Origin of the sequence: Pseudomonas sp. S37 (assembly GCF_016658545.1) — a bacterium.
GTDB lineage: Bacteria > Pseudomonadota > Gammaproteobacteria > Pseudomonadales > Pseudomonadaceae > Aquipseudomonas.
In genome coordinates this window covers 24,854-43,829 of the sequence record NZ_JACVZC010000007.1, presented here as the reverse complement: position 1 = coordinate 43,829, position 18,976 = coordinate 24,854, and the positions used below count along the sequence as shown (strand labels likewise).

Annotated in this window: 28 protein-coding genes; 2 read left to right on the top strand and 26 right to left on the bottom strand. The window is 57.9% G+C overall.

Going from position 1 to position 18,976, the window contains the following annotated elements:
* Positions 1-79 precede the first annotated feature (79 nt).
* Both IAE39_RS04670 and IAE39_RS04665 read right to left on the bottom strand, forming a co-directional pair.
* Positions 80-556, bottom strand: a complete 477-nt coding sequence (locus tag IAE39_RS04670) for a nuclear transport factor 2 family protein (RefSeq protein ID WP_201199778.1) — start codon at positions 554-556, stop codon at positions 80-82.
* A gap of 212 nt (positions 557-768) precedes the next feature.
* A complete protein-coding gene (locus IAE39_RS04665) occupies positions 769-1,350 on the bottom strand; it encodes a TetR/AcrR family transcriptional regulator (protein WP_201199894.1) in 582 nt (193 codons plus the stop codon).
* 271 nt (positions 1,351-1,621) lie between these two features.
* Between IAE39_RS04665 and IAE39_RS04660 the strand changes: the two genes are divergently transcribed.
* A complete protein-coding gene (locus tag IAE39_RS04660; protein ID WP_201199776.1) occupies positions 1,622-2,044 on the top strand; it encodes a hypothetical protein in 423 nt (140 codons plus the stop codon).
* Between the two features lie 72 nt (positions 2,045-2,116).
* Here the strand turns inward: IAE39_RS04660 and IAE39_RS04655 are convergent, their stop codons facing one another.
* Together IAE39_RS04655 and IAE39_RS04650 are read right to left on the bottom strand one after the other, a co-directional pair.
* Entirely contained in the window at positions 2,117-2,665 is a 549-nt protein-coding gene (locus IAE39_RS04655) for a single-stranded DNA-binding protein (RefSeq protein WP_103448767.1), read from the bottom strand.
* Positions 2,666-2,674: 9 nt separating this feature from the next.
* Entirely contained in the window at positions 2,675-4,069 is a 1,395-nt protein-coding gene (locus tag IAE39_RS04650; RefSeq protein ID WP_201199775.1) for an MFS transporter, read from the bottom strand.
* 129 nt (positions 4,070-4,198) lie between these two features.
* On the opposite strand from IAE39_RS04650, the gene uvrA reads away from it, so the two are divergent.
* A complete protein-coding gene (gene uvrA, locus IAE39_RS04645; RefSeq protein ID WP_201199774.1) occupies positions 4,199-7,033 on the top strand; it encodes an excinuclease ABC subunit UvrA in 2,835 nt (944 codons plus the stop codon).
* A gap of 131 nt (positions 7,034-7,164) precedes the next feature.
* Here the strand turns inward: uvrA and bfr are convergent, their stop codons facing one another.
* The 22 genes from bfr to rplP form a co-directional block, all read right to left on the bottom strand.
* Complete coding sequence (gene bfr / locus IAE39_RS04640) at positions 7,165-7,629, bottom strand: bacterioferritin (protein ID WP_003257116.1); 465 nt, start codon at positions 7,627-7,629, stop codon at positions 7,165-7,167.
* A 163-nt stretch (positions 7,630-7,792) separates the two neighbouring features.
* On the bottom strand, positions 7,793-9,232 hold the full coding sequence (locus IAE39_RS04635; protein ID WP_201199771.1) for a catalase: 1,440 nt from the start codon (positions 9,230-9,232) through the stop codon (positions 7,793-7,795).
* Between the two features lie 172 nt (positions 9,233-9,404).
* Positions 9,405-9,791: a 50S ribosomal protein L17 gene (rplQ, locus tag IAE39_RS04630; protein WP_003255451.1), complete on the bottom strand. Its 387-nt coding sequence runs from the start codon at positions 9,789-9,791 to the stop codon at positions 9,405-9,407.
* 42 nt (positions 9,792-9,833) lie between these two features.
* Positions 9,834-10,835 carry a DNA-directed RNA polymerase subunit alpha gene (locus IAE39_RS04625; RefSeq protein WP_003255452.1) on the bottom strand — a complete coding sequence of 334 codons (1,002 nt, stop codon included), beginning with the start codon at positions 10,833-10,835 and terminating at the stop codon, positions 9,834-9,836.
* Between the two features lie 22 nt (positions 10,836-10,857).
* Positions 10,858-11,478 carry a 30S ribosomal protein S4 gene (rpsD, locus tag IAE39_RS04620; RefSeq protein ID WP_201199769.1) on the bottom strand — a complete coding sequence of 207 codons (621 nt, stop codon included), beginning with the start codon at positions 11,476-11,478 and terminating at the stop codon, positions 10,858-10,860.
* 15 nt (positions 11,479-11,493) lie between these two features.
* Positions 11,494-11,883, bottom strand: coding sequence for a 30S ribosomal protein S11 (gene rpsK, locus IAE39_RS04615; RefSeq protein WP_012270237.1), 390 nt, complete (start codon positions 11,881-11,883; stop codon positions 11,494-11,496).
* 18 nt (positions 11,884-11,901) lie between these two features.
* Positions 11,902-12,258 carry a 30S ribosomal protein S13 gene (gene rpsM, locus IAE39_RS04610; protein WP_003255457.1) on the bottom strand — a complete coding sequence of 119 codons (357 nt, stop codon included), beginning with the start codon at positions 12,256-12,258 and terminating at the stop codon, positions 11,902-11,904.
* 131 nt (positions 12,259-12,389) lie between these two features.
* Positions 12,390-12,506 carry a 50S ribosomal protein L36 gene (gene rpmJ, locus IAE39_RS04605; protein ID WP_002555468.1) on the bottom strand — a complete coding sequence of 39 codons (117 nt, stop codon included), beginning with the start codon at positions 12,504-12,506 and terminating at the stop codon, positions 12,390-12,392.
* Positions 12,507-12,534: 28 nt separating this feature from the next.
* A complete protein-coding gene (gene secY / locus IAE39_RS04600; protein WP_003257108.1) occupies positions 12,535-13,866 on the bottom strand; it encodes a preprotein translocase subunit SecY in 1,332 nt (443 codons plus the stop codon).
* The gene (gene rplO / locus IAE39_RS04595; protein WP_003255461.1) at positions 13,867-14,301 is read right to left on the bottom strand and encodes a 50S ribosomal protein L15; all 435 of its coding nucleotides are present in this window, start codon (positions 14,299-14,301) and stop codon (positions 13,867-13,869) included.
* A 3-nt stretch (positions 14,302-14,304) separates the two neighbouring features.
* Positions 14,305-14,481 (bottom strand): 50S ribosomal protein L30, encoded by a 177-nt coding sequence (gene rpmD, locus IAE39_RS04590; protein WP_003255463.1) that lies wholly within the window; start codon positions 14,479-14,481, stop codon positions 14,305-14,307.
* Between the two features lie 2 nt (positions 14,482-14,483).
* Positions 14,484-14,984: a 30S ribosomal protein S5 gene (rpsE, locus tag IAE39_RS04585; RefSeq protein WP_003255465.1), complete on the bottom strand. Its 501-nt coding sequence runs from the start codon at positions 14,982-14,984 to the stop codon at positions 14,484-14,486.
* Between the two features lie 3 nt (positions 14,985-14,987).
* Positions 14,988-15,338: a 50S ribosomal protein L18 gene (rplR, locus tag IAE39_RS04580; RefSeq protein ID WP_003255467.1), complete on the bottom strand. Its 351-nt coding sequence runs from the start codon at positions 15,336-15,338 to the stop codon at positions 14,988-14,990.
* Positions 15,339-15,348: 10 nt separating this feature from the next.
* Positions 15,349-15,882, bottom strand: coding sequence for a 50S ribosomal protein L6 (gene rplF, locus IAE39_RS04575; RefSeq protein ID WP_003255469.1), 534 nt, complete (start codon positions 15,880-15,882; stop codon positions 15,349-15,351).
* A gap of 12 nt (positions 15,883-15,894) precedes the next feature.
* Complete coding sequence (rpsH, locus tag IAE39_RS04570; protein ID WP_003255471.1) at positions 15,895-16,287, bottom strand: 30S ribosomal protein S8; 393 nt, start codon at positions 16,285-16,287, stop codon at positions 15,895-15,897.
* Between the two features lie 209 nt (positions 16,288-16,496).
* Positions 16,497-16,802 (bottom strand): 30S ribosomal protein S14, encoded by a 306-nt coding sequence (rpsN, locus tag IAE39_RS04565; RefSeq protein WP_008089807.1) that lies wholly within the window; start codon positions 16,800-16,802, stop codon positions 16,497-16,499.
* Between the two features lie 13 nt (positions 16,803-16,815).
* Positions 16,816-17,355, bottom strand: a complete 540-nt coding sequence (rplE, locus tag IAE39_RS04560) for a 50S ribosomal protein L5 (protein WP_003255474.1) — start codon at positions 17,353-17,355, stop codon at positions 16,816-16,818.
* 20 nt (positions 17,356-17,375) lie between these two features.
* Positions 17,376-17,690 (bottom strand): 50S ribosomal protein L24, encoded by a 315-nt coding sequence (gene rplX / locus IAE39_RS04555; RefSeq protein WP_003255476.1) that lies wholly within the window; start codon positions 17,688-17,690, stop codon positions 17,376-17,378.
* A gap of 11 nt (positions 17,691-17,701) precedes the next feature.
* Positions 17,702-18,070 (bottom strand): 50S ribosomal protein L14, encoded by a 369-nt coding sequence (rplN, locus tag IAE39_RS04550; RefSeq protein ID WP_002555479.1) that lies wholly within the window; start codon positions 18,068-18,070, stop codon positions 17,702-17,704.
* 23 nt (positions 18,071-18,093) lie between these two features.
* A complete protein-coding gene (gene rpsQ, locus IAE39_RS04545) occupies positions 18,094-18,360 on the bottom strand; it encodes a 30S ribosomal protein S17 (RefSeq protein WP_023534981.1) in 267 nt (88 codons plus the stop codon).
* Between the two features lie 2 nt (positions 18,361-18,362).
* Positions 18,363-18,554 (bottom strand): 50S ribosomal protein L29, encoded by a 192-nt coding sequence (gene rpmC / locus IAE39_RS04540; RefSeq protein WP_002555481.1) that lies wholly within the window; start codon positions 18,552-18,554, stop codon positions 18,363-18,365.
* Positions 18,554-18,967 carry a 50S ribosomal protein L16 gene (rplP, locus tag IAE39_RS04535; protein ID WP_003255479.1) on the bottom strand — a complete coding sequence of 138 codons (414 nt, stop codon included), beginning with the start codon at positions 18,965-18,967 and terminating at the stop codon, positions 18,554-18,556. Before rplP ends, rpmC begins: the two co-directional genes overlap by 1 nt.
* Positions 18,968-18,976 lie beyond the last annotated feature (9 nt).

The window sequence follows — 18,976 nt, the reverse complement described above, 5'->3', positions numbered from 1 at the left end:
GGCGTGATTGCCATGCCGACACCGTGGGTAAAGCAAAAAACCTGATCCTTCAGCTATGAAGGATCAGGTTTGCCACGGCTTACAGGCCCAGTTCAGTCAGGCCTGGGTGGTCATCCGGGCGGCGCCCCAGTGGCCAATGGAACTTGCGCTCGCTTTCCTTGATAGGCATGTCGTTGATGCAGGCGAAGCGGCGGTGCATCAAGCCATCGGCTTCAAACTCCCAGTTTTCATTACCGTAGGAGCGGAACCAGTTGCCCGAGTCGTCGTGCCACTCGTAGGCGTAACGGACGGCGATGCGGTTGTCGGTGAAGGCCCAGAGCTCTTTGATAAGGCGGTAGTCCAGCTCTTTCTTCCACTTGCGAGTGAGGAAGCCCTGGGCTTCTTCGCGATTGGTTGCAAATTCGGCGCGGTTACGCCATTGGGTGTTCAGCGTGTAGGCGAGGGCAATTTTTGCGGGCTCGCGGGTATTCCAGCCATCTTCGGCAAGTCGGACCTTCTCAATCGCTGATTCGCGAGTGAAAGGAGGAAGTGGCGGACGAGCTTGTTCATTGGACATGGGGGGGCCTCCAGGGCAGTGGATACATTAAAAGAGTTAGCATTCATTAAATAAGGCCAATGCGGCTTGGCCTAATTGCAGCGAGCTTGAATAACGTGTCGCGTTGATTGAAAACGTGCAGCCGATAGCCGTCGCCAGTGACAGCAGCAAATTGCTGTTACTGACGGCTCATCAAAAAACAATATAAGGTTAACGTTTAACGTGTAACCGAGTTATCGAGCGCCTGTGCGCTTTGCTTCCTTGATTAATAACTTCGCTACTTCTTTTGCACTCTCAAGAGAGGAATGATCGCCCATGACACGGGCCACGGTAATCGTGCCCTCTATCAGCACAAAGAGTTGCCTCGCCAAGCCCATCGGATCGTCGACAGCCAATTGGCTGGTCAGCTCAAACGTGTAGTCCAGCAGCTTTTGCTTGTGCAACTTCGCGATCTGGCGAATAGGGTCTTCTGCATCGCCAACTTCTCCGGCGGTATTGATAAAAGCACACCCCCGGAAACCGTCCGATACAAACCAACTCTTGAGCACATCAAACATACCGATGATGCGCGCTTGCGCAGATTCCGCTTTGTCACATTCGCTTTTGAACCACTGCATCCAGCGTACATCGCGGGCGTTGAGTGCCGCCGCAGCGACATCGTCCTTGTTCGCGAAGTAACGGTAAATACTTTTACGTGCTACGCCCGAGGTCTTTACCAACAGGTCCATGCCCGTGGCATGAATACCGTTCTCGTAAATTAGCTGCTCGGCCGTCGCCAGGATTTTTTCGCGTGTATCGGTTATTGGCTTTTCCATGTAGCCAGAGTAGAACGACCGTTCTCCCGGGTCAAGCATCTACTGAATATTTTTCGATTGCCGGTTGGGAGAGAGGGTTTCACACGGTCTGGTGCGCAGATTTAACCCTGCCGCCCAAGCTGACCATCACCCTGCTCCGAGCTGCCTCAAGTGTTCACCGGGCGCTTCGGCAGGATGCCCGCCAGTGGAGGCGAAGCATGCATTGACGTCGGACTTCGGCAAATTATACAGTTTGTATACATTATGATTTTGCACACAAGGAAGCACTGCAATGCGTGGAATATTCTCCATCACCCTACTCGCCAGCACTTTCGCATCGCTGGCGTTCGCCGATATGCAAGGCATCACGTACGCCATCGAAAACCCGCTGCGCCCCGGTGCCAAGGCCGCCTACTGCCCCGCGCAAGCGCAGGTAGTCGATGGTTGCACGTTCCATAGCGTGGCCGGGGCTACTTACTCCGCCAGGCTGGCAGTGGCCCCTGGGGAAACCTGGGTCGCCAGCACCCCGGACTCCGCTACTGTCGAGCTTCAGCCGCAAGCGCCAGCAGGCCAGGACTATCAGGTGATACGGGTCGTGCCTAATCCGGCAGTCAATGCCGATACCACCGTCACTTTCGACAAGCTCACTGGCGCACCCGGCGCCCAGAAAGTTATCGAGCGTCGCCGTATTAACGTAATGATTCATCCGGCCTGATTAGGGCAAAAAAAAGCGAAGCCAAATCAGTGGCTTCGCTTTTGGTGTTTGCTGCTTCGAAAAAGCGGTGAATCAGAACGGAATGTCGTCATCAAAGCTGTCAAAGTCAGCCGCTGGCTGCGGTGCAGGCTGCTGCGGCGCCGGGCGCTGTTGCTGCTGCGGGCGCTGGGCCTGCTGACGTGGCGGTGCCTGGTTGTACTGTTGCTGCTGGCCACCACCCTGGTTGTAGTTGCCGCCACCCTGGTTGTACGGGTCGCCGCCCTGCTGCTGGCCCTGCGGACGACCGCCGAGCAGCTGCATGGTGCCGTTGATGTCGACGATGATCTCGGTGGTGTAGCGCTTGATGCCGTCTTTTTCCCACTCGCGGGTCTGCAGCTTGCCTTCGATGTAGCACTGCGAACCTTTGCGCAGGTACTCGCCGGCGATTTCGGCAACTTTGCCGAACAGCGACACACGGTGCCACTCGGTACGCTCGACCTTCTGGCCCGACTGCTTGTCGGTCCACTGCTCGCTGGTGGCCAGGCTCAGGTTGGTCACGGCGTTACCGTTGGGCAGGTAGCGGACTTCGGGATCCTGGCCACAAGTGCCGACCAGAATGACTTTGTTAACCCCACGGGCCATAACGTTCTCCTAGGCTTCGCACGCCGAAGAGGCTGGATTCACCAGTCGCTCGAGGGTCGCACGGTCCAAAATTTTCGTATCCAGTTTGATATAGATGGCGGCTTCTTCAGCCACCACAACGGCGTCGGTCACACCCGGCACGGCCATCAGGCGCTCGGTCAGGCCGGCTTCCCGGACTGCCTCTGGCGTAAGCGGCATGCGCAGGCTGGTCACATACGGCGGCTCGTTCATGCGCAAGGCAACGACCAGCCAGATGGCACACAGCACCGCGCAACCCAGGAACACCATGTTCAGCCCGCCGTGCTGGAACAACCAGCCACCAAGAATCCCGCCCAGCGCTGCACCCAGGAACTGGCTGGTGGAATACACCCCCATTGCCGTCCCCTTGCCACCGGCAGGCGACACCTTGCTCACCAGCGAAGGCAGCGACGCCTCCAGCAGGTTGAATGCGGTAAAGAATACCACGGTGCCAATCACCAGTCCGCGCAAACCGTCAGCCCACTCCCAGAAGTATATCTCTGTCAGTAGCAGGACACTGACCGCGCCGGCCAACACACGTTTCATCTTGCGCTTTTTTTCGCCGTAGATGATGAACGGGACCATTGCAAAAAATGAAATGAACAACGCGGTCAGGTACACCCACCAGTGCTGTTCCTTCGGCAGGCCGCCGCGCTCGACAAAGGCCAGGGGCAACGCAACAAAGCTGGCCATGAGGATGGCATGCAGGATGAAGATGCCCACGTCCAGGCGTAGAAGGTCCGGGTGGCGCAGGGTCGGGCCGATGGCCTTGCGCGCCACACCCGATTCGCGGTGCTGCAGGATGCTGTGGGTGTTGGGCACGACAAAGGCGATCAGCAGGATGCCGACCAGGGCAAGGCCTGCGGTGGCCAGGAACAATCCTGACAAGCCGAAGGCACTTGTCAGCAATGGCCCGACGACCATGGCCACAGCGAACGACAGGCCGATGCTCATGCCGATCATGGCCATGGCTTTGGTCCGGTGTTGTTCGCGGGTAAGGTCGGACAGCAGCGCCATGACTGCGGCCGAAATTGCCCCCGCGCCCTGCAGGATACGCCCGGCAATCACGCCCCAGATGGAGTCGGCCTGGGCCGCCAGCACACTGCCCAGGGCAAAGATCACCAGCCCCAGGTAAATCACCGGCCGGCGACCAATGCGGTCGGAAATCATCCCGAACGGTATCTGCAATACCGCCTGGGTCAGGCCATAGGCACCAATGGCCAGGCCGATCAACGCAGGTGTGGCACCCGCCAGGTCCATGCCGTAGGTGGCCAGTACCGGCAAGACCATGAACATGCCCAGCATACGAAAGGCAAAGACCAGGGCCAGGCCGCCAGCAGCGCGGGTTTCGCCGCTGCTCATGCGCTCGTTGTGGGTGTCGTGCATGGAGTAACCTCGTGTGAACCGGCGGCGATTCTATCAGTCCGACAGCTTGACGGCATCTACGCGACGCTTTGCCGCGTACTGGCAGGGCGCCGTATACTTCCTTGTTTATGCCCGCCAAGCGAGGCCGCAGTGGACAAGATCCTGATTCGTGGGGCACGTACCCACAACCTGAAGAACATCGACCTGACCCTGCCCCGGGACAAGCTGATCGTGATCACCGGCCTGTCCGGTTCCGGTAAGTCGTCCCTGGCGTTCGATACCTTGTACGCCGAAGGCCAGCGCCGCTACGTCGAGTCGCTGTCGGCCTACGCCCGCCAGTTCCTGTCGATGATGGAAAAGCCCGACGTCGACACCATCGAAGGCCTGTCGCCGGCAATCTCCATCGAACAGAAGTCGACGTCGCACAACCCGCGCTCCACGGTCGGCACCATCACCGAAATCTACGACTACCTGCGCTTGCTGTATGCCCGCGTCGGTACGCCTCGCTGCCCGGATCACGATATCCCACTGGAAGCGCAAACGATCAGCCAGATGGTCGACCTGGTGCTGGAGCGCCCGGAAGGCAGCAAGCTGATGCTGCTGGCACCGGTGGTGCGCGAGCGCAAGGGTGAGCACCTGGCGGTGTTCGACGAACTGCGTGCCCAGGGTTTCGTGCGGGCCCGGGTCAATGGCAAGCTCTATGAGCTTGATGAACTGCCCAAGCTGGACAAGCAGAAGAAGCACAGCATCGATGTGGTAGTGGACCGTTTCAAGGTCCGCGCCGACCTGCAGCAGCGCCTGGCCGAATCGTTCGAGACCGCACTGAAGCTGGCCGACGGCATCGCCCTGGTGGCACCGATGGACGACGAACAAGGCGAAGAGATGATCTTCTCCGCGCGCTTCGCCTGCCCGGTGTGTGGCCACGCCATCAGCGAGCTGGAGCCGAAGCTGTTCTCCTTCAACAACCCGGCCGGCGCCTGCCCGACCTGTGATGGCCTGGGGGTGAAGCAGTTCTTCGACACCAAGCGCCTGGTCAATACCGAACTGACCCTGGCCGAGGGTGCGATCCGTGGCTGGGACCGGCGTAATGTGTACTACTTCCAGATGCTCGGCTCACTGGCCGCGCATTATGGCTTCAGCCTGGAGGAGCCGTTTGGCGAACTTTCCGCCGAACACCAGAAGGTGATCCTGCAAGGCAGTGGCAAGCAGAGTGTCGACTTCAAGTACCTCAATGACCGCGGCGATATCGTCAAGCGCACGCACCCGTTCGAAGGCATCGTGCCGAACCTGGAGCGCCGCTACCGCGAGACCGAATCGGCTACCGTACGTGAAGAACTGGCCAAGTTCCTTGGCACCCAGCCCTGCCCGGATTGCCGCGGCACCCGTCTGCGCCGCGAAGCACGCCATGTGTGGGTAGGCGAAAAGACCCTGCCGGCTGTGACCAACCTGCCGATTGGTGAAGCCAGCAACTACTTCGGCGACCTGACCCTGACTGGCCGCCGTGGCGAAATTGCAGCGAAGATCCTCAAGGAAATCTGCGAACGCCTGCAGTTCCTGGTCAACGTCGGCCTCGACTACCTGACCCTGGACCGCAGCGCCGATACCTTGTCTGGTGGTGAGGCCCAGCGTATCCGCCTGGCCAGCCAGATCGGCGCCGGCCTGGTGGGGGTCATGTACATCCTCGATGAGCCGTCCATCGGCCTTCATCAACGCGATAACGACCGCCTGCTGGCCACCCTCAACCACCTGCGCGACCTGGGCAATACAGTGATCGTGGTGGAGCACGACGAGGACGCCATTCGCCTGGCCGACTATGTGGTGGATATCGGCCCAGGTGCCGGTGTGCATGGCGGCCAGATTGTCGCCGAGGGCTCGCCACAGGAGGTCATGGACCACCCTGACTCGCTGACCGGCAAGTACCTGTCGGGGCGCAAGAAGATCGTCGTGCCGGCCAAGCGCACGCCGCGCAACAAGAAGCTGCAACTCAAACTCAAGGGCGCACGGGGCAACAACCTGCAGAACGTTGACCTCGAGGTGCCGATCGGGCTGCTGACCTGCGTGACCGGGGTTTCCGGCTCGGGCAAGTCGACGCTGATCAACAACACCCTGTTCCCGCTCGCGGCCACTGCCCTGAACGGCGCGACCAGCCTGGAAGCGGCACCCCATGCCAGCATGGACGGCCTGCAGCACCTGGACAAGGTGGTGGACATTGACCAGAGCCCGATCGGCCGCACCCCACGCTCGAACCCGGCGACCTACACCGGCATCTTCACGCCGATCCGCGAGCTGTTTTCCGGCGTGCCAGAGTCGCGCTCGCGCGGTTATGGCCCGGGGCGTTTTTCGTTCAACGTCAAGGGCGGGCGTTGCGAGGCCTGCCAGGGCGACGGCCTGATCAAGGTCGAGATGCACTTCCTGCCAGACATCTACGTGCCGTGCGACGTGTGCAAAAGCAAGCGCTACAACCGCGAGACCCTGGAGATCAAGTACAAGGGCAAGAACATCCACGAGGTCCTGGAAATGACCATCGAGGATGCCCGTGAGTTCTTCGACGCAGTGCCGGCACTGGCGCGCAAGCTGCAAACCCTGATGGACGTAGGCCTGTCCTACATCAAGCTGGGGCAATCAGCGACCACGCTGTCCGGTGGTGAGGCGCAGCGGGTCAAGCTGTCGCGCGAGCTGTCCAAACGTGACACCGGCAAGACCCTGTACATCCTCGACGAGCCGACCACGGGCTTGCACTTTGCCGATATCCAGCAACTGCTGGATGTACTGCATCGCCTGCGTGACCACGGCAATACCGTGGTGGTGATCGAGCACAACCTGGATGTGATCAAGACGGCCGACTGGCTGGTGGATCTGGGGCCTGAGGGTGGCTCCAAGGGTGGGCAGATCATTGCCTGCGGTACACCGGAAGAACTGAGCGAGATGAAGCAGTCGTATACCGGGCATTACCTGAAACCGCTGCTGGAGCGGGATCGGGCTTGAGGGCCATGGGGGCGCTCTGCGCCCCATTCGCGGCTAAAGCCGCTCCTACAGGTAACGCGTGAAGGTGAGGCTAACGCCGTCCATGTAGGAACGGCTTTAGCCGCGAATGGGCTGCAAAGCAGCCCCGCTTTTTACATCTGCGATTGCAGGTAATTCTCCAGGCCAATGGCCTTGATCAGACCCTGCTGCTTCTCCAGCCAGTAGGTGTGATCTTCTTCGGTATCGGCCAACTGCGCACGCAGGATGTCACGGCTGATGTAGTCCTTGTGCAGTTCGCACAGTTCAATGCCTTTGCACAGCGCACCACGCACCTTGTACTCCAGCTTCAGGTCGGCCTCGATCATCTCCGGTACAGTGCTGCCAACTTCCAGGTCGTCCGCACGCATGTCCGGGGTACCTTCGAGCATCAGAATACGACGCATCAGGGCATCGGCGTGCTGCGTCTCTTCTTCCATCTCGTGGTTGATGCGCTCGTAGAGCTTGGACAGGCCCCAGTCTTCGTACATGCGCGAATGAATGAAGTACTGGTCGCGTGCCGCCAGTTCGCCTTTCAGCAGCGTGACGAGGTAGTTGATTACGTCCGGGTGGCCTTGCATCGCCCTGTTTCTCCGTATGAAAGCGTGTATGTCACATAGTGTGAACCAGCTTTTGCCCACGGTCACTGAAAAACGCGCAATTAGAAGCAAAAAATCGGTTAAACAGTAGTGATATTCATTGAAAAACCGCCCAAATGAGGGCGGTTCTTCTTATCACTTCGACTTAGACGAGATTCAGGCCCAAAGCCTTGGCGATACCCCCGCCGTAGGCCGGGTCAGCCTTGAAGAAGTACTGCAACTGGCGCTGGATTACATCCTCACTGACACCCGCCATGGTGCCGGCAATGTTGCTGATCAGCAGGGCCTTCTGTTCATCTGTCATCAGGCGGAACAGCGCGCCGGCATGGCTGAAGTAGTCGGTGTCCTCGCGGTGGTCGTAGCGATCAGCCGAACCATTCAAAGCCAACGCTGGCTCGGCATGACGAGGCGACTGCTTTGGTGCATCGCCGAAGCTGTTGGGTTCGTAGTTCGGTGCACTGCCGTAGCTGCCGGTGGCCATGGAGCCGTCACGCTGATAGCTGTTGACCGGGCAGCGCGGTGCGTTCACCGGCAGTTGCTGGTGGTTGGTACCCACGCGGTAGCGATGCGCGTCAGCGTAGGCGAAAACACGACCTTGCAGCATGCGGTCGGGTGACAGGCCAACACCAGGCACCATGTTGCTTGGCCCAAAAGCGGCCTGCTCGACTTCGGCGAAGTAGTTGAGCGGATTACGGTTGAGTTCCAGTACACCCACCTCGATCAGCGGGTAATCCTTCTGCGACCAGGTCTTGGTGACGTCGAACGGATTCTCGTCGCGGCTGGCCGCCTCGGCTTCGCTCATTACCTGAATGCAGACAGTCCAACGCGGATAGTCGCCACGCTCGATGGCCTCAAACAGATCGCGCTGGGCGTAGTCCGGGTCAGTACCCGCCAGGCGCGCGGCTTCTGCCGGAGCGAGGTTCTTGATGCCCTGCTGGGTCTTGAAATGCCACTTGACCCAGGTGCGCTCTCCCTCGGCATTGATCAGGCTGTAGGTGTGGCTGCCAAAGCCGTGCATGTGGCGATAGCCATCCGGAATGCCACGGTCGGAAAACAGGATGGTGACCTGGTGCAACGCCTCTGGCGAGTGCGACCAGAAGTCCCACATCATCTGGGCGTTCTTCAGGTTGGTCTGCGGGTGGCGCTTTTGGGTGTGGATAAAGTCTGGGAACTTGAGCGGATCGCGAATGAAGAACACCGGCGTGTTGTTGCCGACGATGTCCCAGTTACCTTCCTCGGTGTAAAACTTGACCGCGAAACCACGTGGATCGCGTTCGGTGTCCGCAGAGCCGCGCTCGCCACCCACTGTAGAGAAGCGCATGAACGTCTCGGTCTGCTTACCAATCTGTTCAAACAGCCTGGCACTGGTGTAACCAGTAATATCGCGGGTGACGGTGAAGGTGCCATAGGCGCCCGAACCTTTGGCGTGAACGCGACGCTCAGGAATGTTCTCGCGGTTGAAGTGAGCGAGCTTCTCGATCAGGTGGAAGTCGTCGAGCAACAACGGGCCGCGTGGGCCGGCGGAACGGGAATTCTGGTTGTCGGCTACGGGTGCACCGCTGGCGGTGGTGAGAATCTTGCTCATGGGCTCTCCTTATCGGTCTTCAAGCGCCGGCTAATCGGCTATGGAGAGAGTATTGACGAGCAAGGTTACAGGGACAAATTCATTACATGACTTATATCAATAGAAATAAACAATAGTTACAGGTACAAAAAACCGGGCACTAGGCCCGGTTTTCTGTAGCAGACAGAACGTCTTACTCAGCAGCTTCTACAGCACCGCCGACCGGACGATCAACCAGCTCGACGTACGCCATAGGCGCGTTGTCGCCAGCGCGGAAACCGCACTTCAGGATGCGCAGGTAGCCGCCCTGACGGGTGGCGTAACGCTTGCCCAGGTCGTTGAACAGTTTGCCAACAGCGGACTTCGAACGGGTACGGTCGAAGGCCAGACGACGGTTAGCAACGCTGTCTTCCTTGGCCAGGGTGATCAGCGGCTCGGCAACGCGGCGCAATTCCTTGGCTTTCGGCAGGGTGGTTTTGATCAGCTCGTGCTCGATCAACGACACTGCCATGTTCTGGAACATAGCCTTGCGGTGAGAGCTGGTACGGCTCAGGTGACGTCCACTTTTACGATGACGCATGATTCATTCCTTACCAAACACTACGTTCGGTGATTACGACGATCAGGCGGTCGCCTTGTCGTCTTTCTTAAGACTTGCAGGCGGCCAGTTGTCGAGGCGCATGCCGAGAGACAGACCACGAGAGGCCAGGACGTCCTTGATTTCAGTCAGGGACTTCTTGCCCAGGTTAGGAGTCTTCAACAGCTCTACTTCGGTACGCTGAATCAGGTCGCCGATGTAGTAGATGTTCTCCGCCTTGAGGCAGTTGGCCGAACGTACAGTCAGTTCCAGGTCGTCAACCGGACGCAGCAGGATCGGATCGATCTCGTCTTCCTGCTCGACTACGACAGGCTCGCTGTCACCTTTGAGGTCGACGAACGCGGCCAGCTGCTGTTGCAGGATGGTCGCAGCGCGGCGGATAGCCTCTTCAGGATCCAGGGTGCCGTTGGTTTCCAGATCAATGACCAGCTTGTCCAAGTTGGTACGCTGTTCAACACGGGCGTTTTCGACCACATAGGCGATACGACGCACCGGGCTGAACGAAGCGTCCAACTGCAGACGGCCAATGCTACGGCTTTCGTCTTCGTCGGTTTGACGGGAGTCGGCCGGCTCGTAACCACGACCACGAGCTACAGTGAGCTTCATGTTCAGGGCGCCATTCGACGCCAGGTTCGCGATTACGTGATCGGGGTTGACGATCTCGACATCGTGATCCAGCTGAATATCGGCAGCGGTAACCACCCCCGAACCCTTTTTCGACAAGGTCAGCGTAACTTCGTCACGACCGTGCAGTTTGATAGCCAGGCCTTTCAGGTTCAACAGGATTTCAATTACGTCTTCCTGAACACCTTCGATCGCGGAGTACTCGTGGAGTACGCCATCGATCTCGGCCTCGACTACTGCACAGCCAGGCATAGAGGACAACAGGATGCGGCGCAGCGCGTTGCCCAGGGTGTGGCCAAAGCCACGCTCGAGAGGCTCGAGCGTGATCTTGGCGCGGGTCGGACTGACTACCTGCACATCAATATGGCGGGGAGTCAGGAACTCATTTACCGAAATCTGCATGGATGCACCTATTTTCTAGCCCTTACTTGGAGTAGAGCTCGACAATCAGGTTTTCGTTGATGTCGGCAGACAGGTCGCTGCGAGCAGGAACGCTTTTGAAAACGCCCGACTTTTTAGCAGCATCCACGTCAACCCACTCAACGCGGCCACGCTGGGCGCACAGTTCAAGGGCTTGAACAATGCGCAGCTGGGCCAGCGACTTCTCGCGGACCGCGACCACGTCACCCGGACGAACTTGGTAGGATGGAATGTTTACAGTCTTACCGTTGACGCTGATCGCTTTGTGCGAAACCAGCTGACGCGACTCGGAACGAGTCGAGCCGAAGCCCATACGGTAAACGACGTTATCCAGACGGCACTCGAGCAGTTGCAGCAGGTTCTCACCGGTTGCGCCTTTTTTCGAGGCAGCAGCTTGGTAGTAACCGCGGAACTGACGCTCCAGAACACCGTAGATACGACGGACTTTTTGTTTCTCACGCAGCTGGGTGCCGTAGTCGGACTGACGGCCACGGCGCTGGCCGTGGATACCTGGGGCTGCTTCGATGTTGCACTTCGATTCCAGAGCGCGAACGCCGCTCTTCAGGAACAGATCGGTGCCTTCACGACGAGACAGTTTGCATTTTGGACCAATGTAACGTGCCATTCTTCTGTCTCCTGATTACACGCGACGCTTCTTCGGCGGACGGCACCCGTTATGCGGGATAGGCGTCACGTCGGTGATGCTGGCGATCTTGTAGCCGCAGCTGTTCAATGCACGAACGGCGGACTCACGACCTGGACCTGGACCCTTGACGTTAACGTCGAGGTTCTTCAGACCGTATTCCAGCGCAGCTTGACCAGCACGCTCAGCAGCGATCTGTGCTGCGAACGGGGTGGATTTGCGCGAACCACGGAAACCCGAACCACCGGAGGTCGCCCAGGACAAAGCATTGCCCTGACGGTCGGTGATGGTCACGATGGTGTTGTTGAAAGACGCATGGATGTGGGCGATGCCATCAACCACTGTCTTTTTGATTTTCTTACGAGGACGAGCAGCAGGTTTTGCCATGTCTATATTCCTGGGCGATTACTTGCGGATCGGCTTACGCGGGCCCTTACGGGTGCGTGCGTTGGTCTTGGTGCGCTGACCGCGAACCGGCAGACCTTTACGATGACGCAGGCCGCGGTAGCAACCCAGGTCCATCAAGCGTTTGATCTTCATGTTGATGTCACGACGCAGGTCACCTTCGGTGGTGAACTTCGCGACTTCGCCACGCAGGGTTTCGATTTGCTCGTCGCTCAGATCCTTGATCTTTGCGGCTGGGTTTACGCCAGCGTCTGCACAGATCTTCTGTGCAGTTGTGCGACCGACACCATAGATGTAGGTCAGCGAGATAACAGTATGCTTGTTATCTGGAATGTTGACGCCTGCAATACGGGCCATTCAGTGGGACTCCAATTGACAGCTACCTACGCCCCGGAAGCCAAGAAATAGGGCGCGAGATAATATCGCTGTAGAAACAAATAATCAACCCAGCAGCACACTAGCTGCTGGGTTTGAAGCGCAGATCACACTCAGCCTTGGCGCTGTTTGTGACGCGGTTCCGCGCTGCAGATCACTCGTACGACGCCTTCGCGACGGATGATCTTGCAGTTACGGCACAGCTTTTTCACCGATGCACGAACTTTCATTACCGACTCCTCGAACCTTAGGGGCGTATCAGCGCAGCAAACCGCTGCCACCGTAGCCTTTCAGGTTGGCTTTCTTCATCAGGGATTCGTACTGGTGCGAAACGAGGTGCGATTGTACTTGGGACATGAAGTCCATCACAACCACTACCACAATCAGCAACGAGGTCCCGCCAAGGTAGAACGGCACATTTGCTGCCACCACCAGGAACTGGGGCAGAAGGCAGACGGCCATCATGTAAAGAGCACCGAACATGGTCAAACGGGTCAGAACGCCATCAATGTAGCGCGCCGACTGCTCACCAGGACGGATACCCGGAATAAAGGCACCGGACTTCTTCAGGTTTTCCGCTACGTCTTTCGGGTTGAACATCAATGCTGTGTAGAAGAAGCAGAAGAAAATGATCCCTGCACTAAACAGCAGAATGTTCAACGGCTGACCAGGAGCGATCGACTGCGAGATGTCCTGCAGCCAGCCCATACCTTCGGACTGACCGAACCAGGCACCCAGCGAAGCCGGGAACAGCAGAATGCTGCTGGCGAAAATAGCCGGGATAACCCCCGCCATGTTCACCTTCAACGGCAAGTGGCTGGTCTGCGCAGCAAAGACCTTGCGGCCCTGCTGACGCTTGGCGTAGTGAACGGCGATACGACGCTGACCACGCTCAATGAACACCACGAAACCGATAATCGCTACTGCCAGCAAACCGATTGCGACCAGGGCGAAAATGTTGATATCGCCTGTGCGTGCAGACTCGAAAGACTGCCCGATTGCTCTCGGAAGACCGGCAACGATACCTGCGAAGATCAACATCGAGATACCGTTGCCCACACCGCGCTCGGTGATCTGCTCGCCCAGCCACATCATGAACATCGCGCCAGCCACGAAGGTGGAGACGGCGACGACATGGAAGCCCAGGCCTACAGAAAACGCCACGCCCTGGTTGGCCAGGCCAATGGACATGCCAATGGCTTGAACCAGTGCCAGGATAACGGTGCCGTAGCGGGTGTACTGGCTGATCTTGCGACGGCCAGCTTCACCTTCCTTCTTCAACTGCTCCAGTTGCGGGCTGACCGCCGTCATCAGCTGCATGATGATCGATGCCGAAATGTACGGCATGATCCCCAGTGCAAAGATGCTCATGCGCTCAAGCGCGCCACCGGAAAACATGTTGAACAAGCTAAGAATGGTCCCCTCATTCTGCCGAAACAGATCCGCCAGACGGTCTGGATTGATGCCAGGAACCGGGATATGCGCACCTATCCGATAGACGATGATCGCCATGAACAGAAAGCGCAGACGAGCCCAGAGTTCCGACATCCCGCCCTTACCGAGCGAAGAGAGAGCACCTTGCTTAGCCATTTATTCCTCGAATTTGCCGCCAGCTGCTTCGATAGCCGCACGCGCACCCTTGGTGGCTGCGATGCCCTTGATGGTGACTGCGCGAGTAACTTCGCCAGACAGCATGATTTTCACACGCTGAATGTGCTGGTTGATCACGTTGGCATCCTTCAGGGACTGCACGGAGATCACGTCGCCTTCCACTTTGGCCAGCTCGGACAGACGCACTTCTGCGCGGTCCATGGCTTTCAGGGAAACGAAGCCGAACTTCGGCAGACGACGGTGCAGCGGCTGTTGACCGCCTTCGAAGCCAGGAGCGATCGAACCACCCGAACGGGAAGTCTGACCTTTGTGGCCACGGCCGCCGGTCTTACCCAGACCGCTACCGATACCACGACCTGGACGATGCTTCTCGCGACGGGAACCCGGCGCTGGACTCAGATCATTGAGTTTCATCGATTAACCCTCGACCTTCAGCATGTAGTAAGCCTTGTTGATCATCCCGCGGTTCTCGGGAGTATCCTGGACTTCTACAGTGTGACCGATACGACGCAGACCCAGGCCTTTAACACACAGTTTGTGGTTAGGCAGACGGCCCGAGACGCTCTTGATCAGCGTTACTTTTACGGTTGCCATGATCAGAAGATCTCCTCGACGCTCTTGCCGCGCTTGGCAGCAATGGATTCAGGAGATTGCATGGCTTTCAGACCCTTGAAGGTGGCGTAAACCACGTTCACTGGGTTGGTCGAACCGTAGCACTTGGCCAGAACGTTCTGAACGCCAGCAACTTCCAGGACAGCACGCATTGCGCCACCGGCGATGATACCGGTACCTTCCGAGGCAGGCTGCATGTAAACCTTCGAGGCGCCGTGGGCAGCCTTGGTGGCGTACTGCAGGGTGGTGCCCTTCAGGTCAACCTGAATCATGTTGCGGCGAGCAGCTTCCATGGCTTTCTGGATCGCAGCTGGTACTTCGCGCGATTTGCCACGGCCGAAGCCGACACGACCCTTACCATCACCTACCACGGTCAGCGCGGTGAAGGTGAAGATACGGCCGCCTTTTACGGTTTTGGCAACGCGGTTAACTTGAACCAGCTTCTCGATGTAGCCTTCGTCGCGCTTTTGATCGTTATTTGCCATAACTTAGAACTCCAGCCCGCCTTCACGAGCAGCATCAGCCAGCGCTTTGACGCGGCCATGGTACTTGAAGCCGGAACGGTCAAAGGCAACTTGAGATACACCGGCGGCTTTCGCACGCTCAGCTACCAGCTTGCCAACCTTAGTGGCCGCGTCGATGTTGCCAGTGGCGCCATCACGCAGGTCTTTGTCCAAGGTCGAGGCGCTTGCCAGAACCTTGCTGCCGTCGGCCGAAATGACCTGGGCGTAGATGTGCTGCGAGGAGCGGAACACGCACAGGCGCACGACTTCGAGTTCGTGCATCTTGAGACGTGCTTTGCGAGCGCGACGCAGTCGAATAACTTTTTTGTCGGTCATTTACTAGGCCCTACTTCTTCTTGGCTTCTTTACGACGGACTACTTCGTCCGCGTAACGCACACCTTTACCTTTGTAAGGCTCTGGCGGACGGAAGTCGCGGATTTCAGCGGCCACCTGACCTACCAGCTGCTTGTCGATACCCTTGATCAGGATGTCGGTCTGGCTAGGTGTTTCAGCGGTGATACCGGCTGGCAGTTCGTAGTCCACTGGGTGAGAGAAGCCCAGGGCCAGGTTCAGGACGGTGCCTTTAGCCTGTGCCTTGTAACCAACACCGACCAGCTGGAGCTTACGCTCGAAGCCTTGGCTTACGCCTTGGACCATGTTGTTGACCAGAGCACGGGTAGTACCGGCCATGGCACGAGCTTGCTGGTCACCATTGCGAGCGACGAAACGCAGCTCACCAGACTCTTCGGTAACTTCAACAGACGAGTGAACGTTCAGTTCGAGAGTGCCTTTGGCACCCTTCACCGAAAGCTGTTGGCCGGCGAATTTGACTTCGACGCCGGATGGCAGCTTAACGGGGTTCTTAGCGACGCGAGACATGTCTATCCCCCCTTAGAACACTGTGCACAGAACTTCGCCGCCGACACCGGCAGCGCGCGCAGCGCGATCAGTCATCACACCTTTGTTGGTGGAGACGATAGACACGCCCAGACCGCCACGTACTTTCGGCAGATCGGTGACGGCCTTGTACTGGCGCAGGCCTGGACGGCTGGAGCGCTTCAGTTCCTCGATGACCGGACGGCCTTCGAAGTACTTCAGTTCGATCGACAGGGAAGGCTTGGCCTCACCAGTTACCTGGTAGCCAGCGATGTAACCTTCGTCCTTCAGAACTTTGGCAACCGCGACCTTCAGGGTAGAGGAAGGCATGCTTACGACGGACTTTTCAGCCATCTGGGCATTACGGATGCGAGTTAGCATGTCCGCTAACGGGTCCTGCATACTCATGGGCTAGATGCTCCTGATACAAGAATTATTAGCCTTGCGGCTATGACAACCACCTGAGCGGATTGGGCACGAAACCCAGGCTCAGGTGAGCCGGTCATTCTAGACACAAGGCAGAAACGAAACAAGCCCCATATAGGGGCTTGTTTGTTGGCGAGGTCACCGACGGTCGGAAGATTGCTCCCCTTCCGTCGGGTTCCTGCCTGCAGCGATTACCAGGAGGCCTTGACCAGACCTGGTACGTCACCGCGCATTGCAGCTTGACGCAGCATGTTACGGCCCAGGCCGAACTTACGGTATACACCGTGAGGACGACCGGTCAGGCGGCAACGGTTGCGCAGGCGCGCAGCGCTGGCATCACGTGGCTGTTTCTGCAGAGCGACAACGGCAGCGAAACGCTCTTCTGGAGAGGCGTTCACGTTGACGATGGTCGCTTTCAGCTCAGCACGCTTCTTAGCGAACTTGGCTACCGTGAGCTGACGCTTCAGCTCGCGGTTTTTCATGCTCTTCTTGGCCATTTTCCTACTCCAATCAGTTGCGGAACGGGAACTTGAAAGCACGCAGCAGAGCGCGGCCTTCGTCGTCCGAACGAGCAGTGGTGGTCAGGGTGATGTCCAAACCGCGCAGAGCATCGATCTTGTCGTAATCGATTTCCGGGAAGATGATCTGCTCTTTCACGCCCATGCTGTAGTTGCCACGGCCATCGAAGGACTTGGCATTCAGGCCGCGGAAGTCGCGTACCCGAGGCAGGGAGATCGCCAGCAGGCGGTCCAGGAATTCGTACATCTTGTCGCTACGCAGGGTCACCTTGACGCCGATCGGCCAGCCTTCGCGGACTTTGAAGCCAGCGATGGATTTGCGAGCGAAAGTCACGACCGGCTTTTGACCGGTGATCTTTTCCAGGTCGGCAACAGCGTGCTCGATGACTTTCTTGTCGCCGATCGCTTCGCCCAGACCCATGTTCAGGGTGATCTTGGTAACGCGCGGAACTTCCATCACGTTCGACAGCTTAAGTTCTTCCTTAAGCTTAGGAGCGATTTCGTTCCGGTAAATCTCTTTCAGTCGTGCCATGGTCTTCTACCTAGCAGTGTTCAAGCATCAACCGCTTTTTGGGTCGACTTGAAGACACGAATTTTTTTACCGTCTTCTACTTTGAAACCAACGCGGTCAGCCTTGTTGGTTTCGCCGTTGAAGATGGCAACGTTGGAAGCGTGCAGAGGCGCTTCTTTCTCGACGATACCGCCCTGAACGCCCGCCATCGGGTTAGGCTTGGTATGACGCTTGACCAGGTTCACGCCACCGATAACCAGACGGTCATCAGCCAGAACCTTCAGCACCTTACCGCGCTTACCTTTGTCTTTGCCGGCGATCACGATGATCTCGTCGTCACGACGAATCTTTTGCATGTCGGATCTCCTTACAGCACTTCAGGGGCGAGCGAGACGATCTTCATGAACTTCTCAGTACGAAGTTCACGGGTCACTGGCCCGAAGATGCGAGTGCCGATCGGCTCTTGCTTGTTGTTCAGCAGAACAGCAGCGTTGCCGTCGAAACGAATGATGGAACCGTCAGCGCGACGTACACCGTGACGGGTACGGACGACAACAGCAGTCATCACCTGGCCTTTTTTGACCTTACCGCGCGGAATTGCTTCTTTGACGGTTACTTTGATGATGTCACCGATGCCGGCGTAACGGCGGTGCGAACCGCCGAGTACCTTGATGCACATGACGCGACGCGCGCCGCTGTTATCGGCCACATCGAGCATGGATTGAGTCTGAATCATAAAATTTCTCCGACCCCTAGCCCTTAGACTTCAACAGCGCGTTCGAGGACTTCAACCAGTGCCCAGGACTTGGTCTTGGCCAGCGGACGGGTTTCGGTAATCGAAACTTTGTCGCCGATCTTGCACTGGTTGGTTTCGTCGTGCGCGTGCAGCTTAGTCGAACGCTTAACGTATTTACCGTAGATCGGGTGCTTTACGCGACGCTCGATCAGAACGGTGATGGTCTTGTCCATTTTGTCGCTGACGACACGGCCAGTCAGCGTACGGACGGTTTTTTCAGCTTCAGCCATGATCACTTACCTGCCTGCTGGTTGAGCACAGTTTTCACGCGAGCGATGTCACGCTTAACTTGCGAGAGCAGGTGCGACTGCCCCAACTGGCCAGTTGCTTTCTGCATACGCAGATTGAACTGGTCGCGCAGCAAGCCGAGCAGTTGCTCGTTCAGCTGCTGTGCCGATTTTTCACGAAGTTCATTCGCTTTCATCACATCACCGTCCGCTTAACAAAGGAGGTGGCGAGAGGCAGCTTTGCAGCAGCCAGGGCGAAAGCTTCGCGCGCCAGCTCTTCAGAAACACCCTCGATCTCGTACAGGACTTTGCCTGGCTGGATCTGGGCAACCCAGTATTCCACGGAGCCCTTACCTTTACCCATACGAACCTCGAGAGGCTTCTTGGAGATCGGCTTGTCCGGGAACACACGGATCCAGATCTTACCGCCACGCTTAACGTGACGGGTCAGCGCACGACGTGCGGACTCGATCTGGCGAGCGGTGAGGCGACCGCGAGCAACAGCTTTCAGGGCGAATTCGCCGAAGCTGACTTTGCTACCGCGCAGTGCCAGACCACGGTTGTGACCGGTCATCTGCTTGCGGAATTTTGTACGCTTTGGTTGCAACATTTGGCGTAC

Coding starts and splice junctions, on each gene's coding strand:
- IAE39_RS04670 (WP_201199778.1), bottom strand. CDS start 556: ATGTCCAATGAACAAGCTCGTCCGCCACTTCCTCCTTTCACTCGCGAA.
- IAE39_RS04665 (WP_201199894.1), bottom strand. CDS start 1,350: ATGGAAAAGCCAATAACCGATACACGCGAAAAAATCCTGGCGACGGCC.
- IAE39_RS04660 (WP_201199776.1), top strand. CDS start 1,622: ATGCGTGGAATATTCTCCATCACCCTACTCGCCAGCACTTTCGCATCG.
- IAE39_RS04655 (WP_103448767.1), bottom strand. CDS start 2,665: ATGGCCCGTGGGGTTAACAAAGTCATTCTGGTCGGCACTTGTGGCCAG.
- IAE39_RS04650 (WP_201199775.1), bottom strand. CDS start 4,069: ATGCACGACACCCACAACGAGCGCATGAGCAGCGGCGAAACCCGCGCT.
- bfr (WP_003257116.1), bottom strand. CDS start 7,629: ATGCAAGGCCACCCGGACGTAATCAACTACCTCGTCACGCTGCTGAAA.
- IAE39_RS04635 (WP_201199771.1), bottom strand. CDS start 9,232: ATGAGCAAGATTCTCACCACCGCCAGCGGTGCACCCGTAGCCGACAAC.
- rplQ (WP_003255451.1), bottom strand. CDS start 9,791: ATGCGTCATCGTAAAAGTGGACGTCACCTGAGCCGTACCAGCTCTCAC.
- IAE39_RS04625 (WP_003255452.1), bottom strand. CDS start 10,835: ATGCAGATTTCGGTAAATGAGTTCCTGACTCCCCGCCATATTGATGTG.
- rpsD (WP_201199769.1), bottom strand. CDS start 11,478: ATGGCACGTTACATTGGTCCAAAATGCAAACTGTCTCGTCGTGAAGGC.
- rpsK (WP_012270237.1), bottom strand. CDS start 11,883: ATGGCAAAACCTGCTGCTCGTCCTCGTAAGAAAATCAAAAAGACAGTG.
- rpsM (WP_003255457.1), bottom strand. CDS start 12,258: ATGGCCCGTATTGCAGGCGTCAACATTCCAGATAACAAGCATACTGTT.
- rpmJ (WP_002555468.1), bottom strand. CDS start 12,506: ATGAAAGTTCGTGCATCGGTGAAAAAGCTGTGCCGTAACTGCAAGATC.
- secY (WP_003257108.1), bottom strand. CDS start 13,866: ATGGCTAAGCAAGGTGCTCTCTCTTCGCTCGGTAAGGGCGGGATGTCG.
- rplO (WP_003255461.1), bottom strand. CDS start 14,301: ATGAAACTCAATGATCTGAGTCCAGCGCCGGGTTCCCGTCGCGAGAAG.
- rpmD (WP_003255463.1), bottom strand. CDS start 14,481: ATGGCAACCGTAAAAGTAACGCTGATCAAGAGCGTCTCGGGCCGTCTG.
- rpsE (WP_003255465.1), bottom strand. CDS start 14,984: ATGGCAAATAACGATCAAAAGCGCGACGAAGGCTACATCGAGAAGCTG.
- rplR (WP_003255467.1), bottom strand. CDS start 15,338: ATGACCGACAAAAAAGTTATTCGACTGCGTCGCGCTCGCAAAGCACGT.
- rplF (WP_003255469.1), bottom strand. CDS start 15,882: ATGTCTCGCGTCGCTAAGAACCCCGTTAAGCTGCCATCCGGCGTCGAA.
- rpsH (WP_003255471.1), bottom strand. CDS start 16,287: ATGAGTATGCAGGACCCGTTAGCGGACATGCTAACTCGCATCCGTAAT.
- rpsN (WP_008089807.1), bottom strand. CDS start 16,802: ATGGCCAAGAAGAGCATGAAAAACCGCGAGCTGAAGCGTCAGCTCACG.
- rplE (WP_003255474.1), bottom strand. CDS start 17,355: ATGGCACGACTGAAAGAGATTTACCGGAACGAAATCGCTCCTAAGCTT.
- rplX (WP_003255476.1), bottom strand. CDS start 17,690: ATGCAAAAGATTCGTCGTGACGACGAGATCATCGTGATCGCCGGCAAA.
- rplN (WP_002555479.1), bottom strand. CDS start 18,070: ATGATTCAGACTCAATCCATGCTCGATGTGGCCGATAACAGCGGCGCG.
- rpsQ (WP_023534981.1), bottom strand. CDS start 18,360: ATGGCTGAAGCTGAAAAAACCGTCCGTACGCTGACTGGCCGTGTCGTC.
- rpmC (WP_002555481.1), bottom strand. CDS start 18,554: ATGAAAGCGAATGAACTTCGTGAAAAATCGGCACAGCAGCTGAACGAG.
- rplP (WP_003255479.1), bottom strand. CDS start 18,967: ATGTTGCAACCAAAGCGTACAAAATTCCGCAAGCAGATGACCGGTCAC.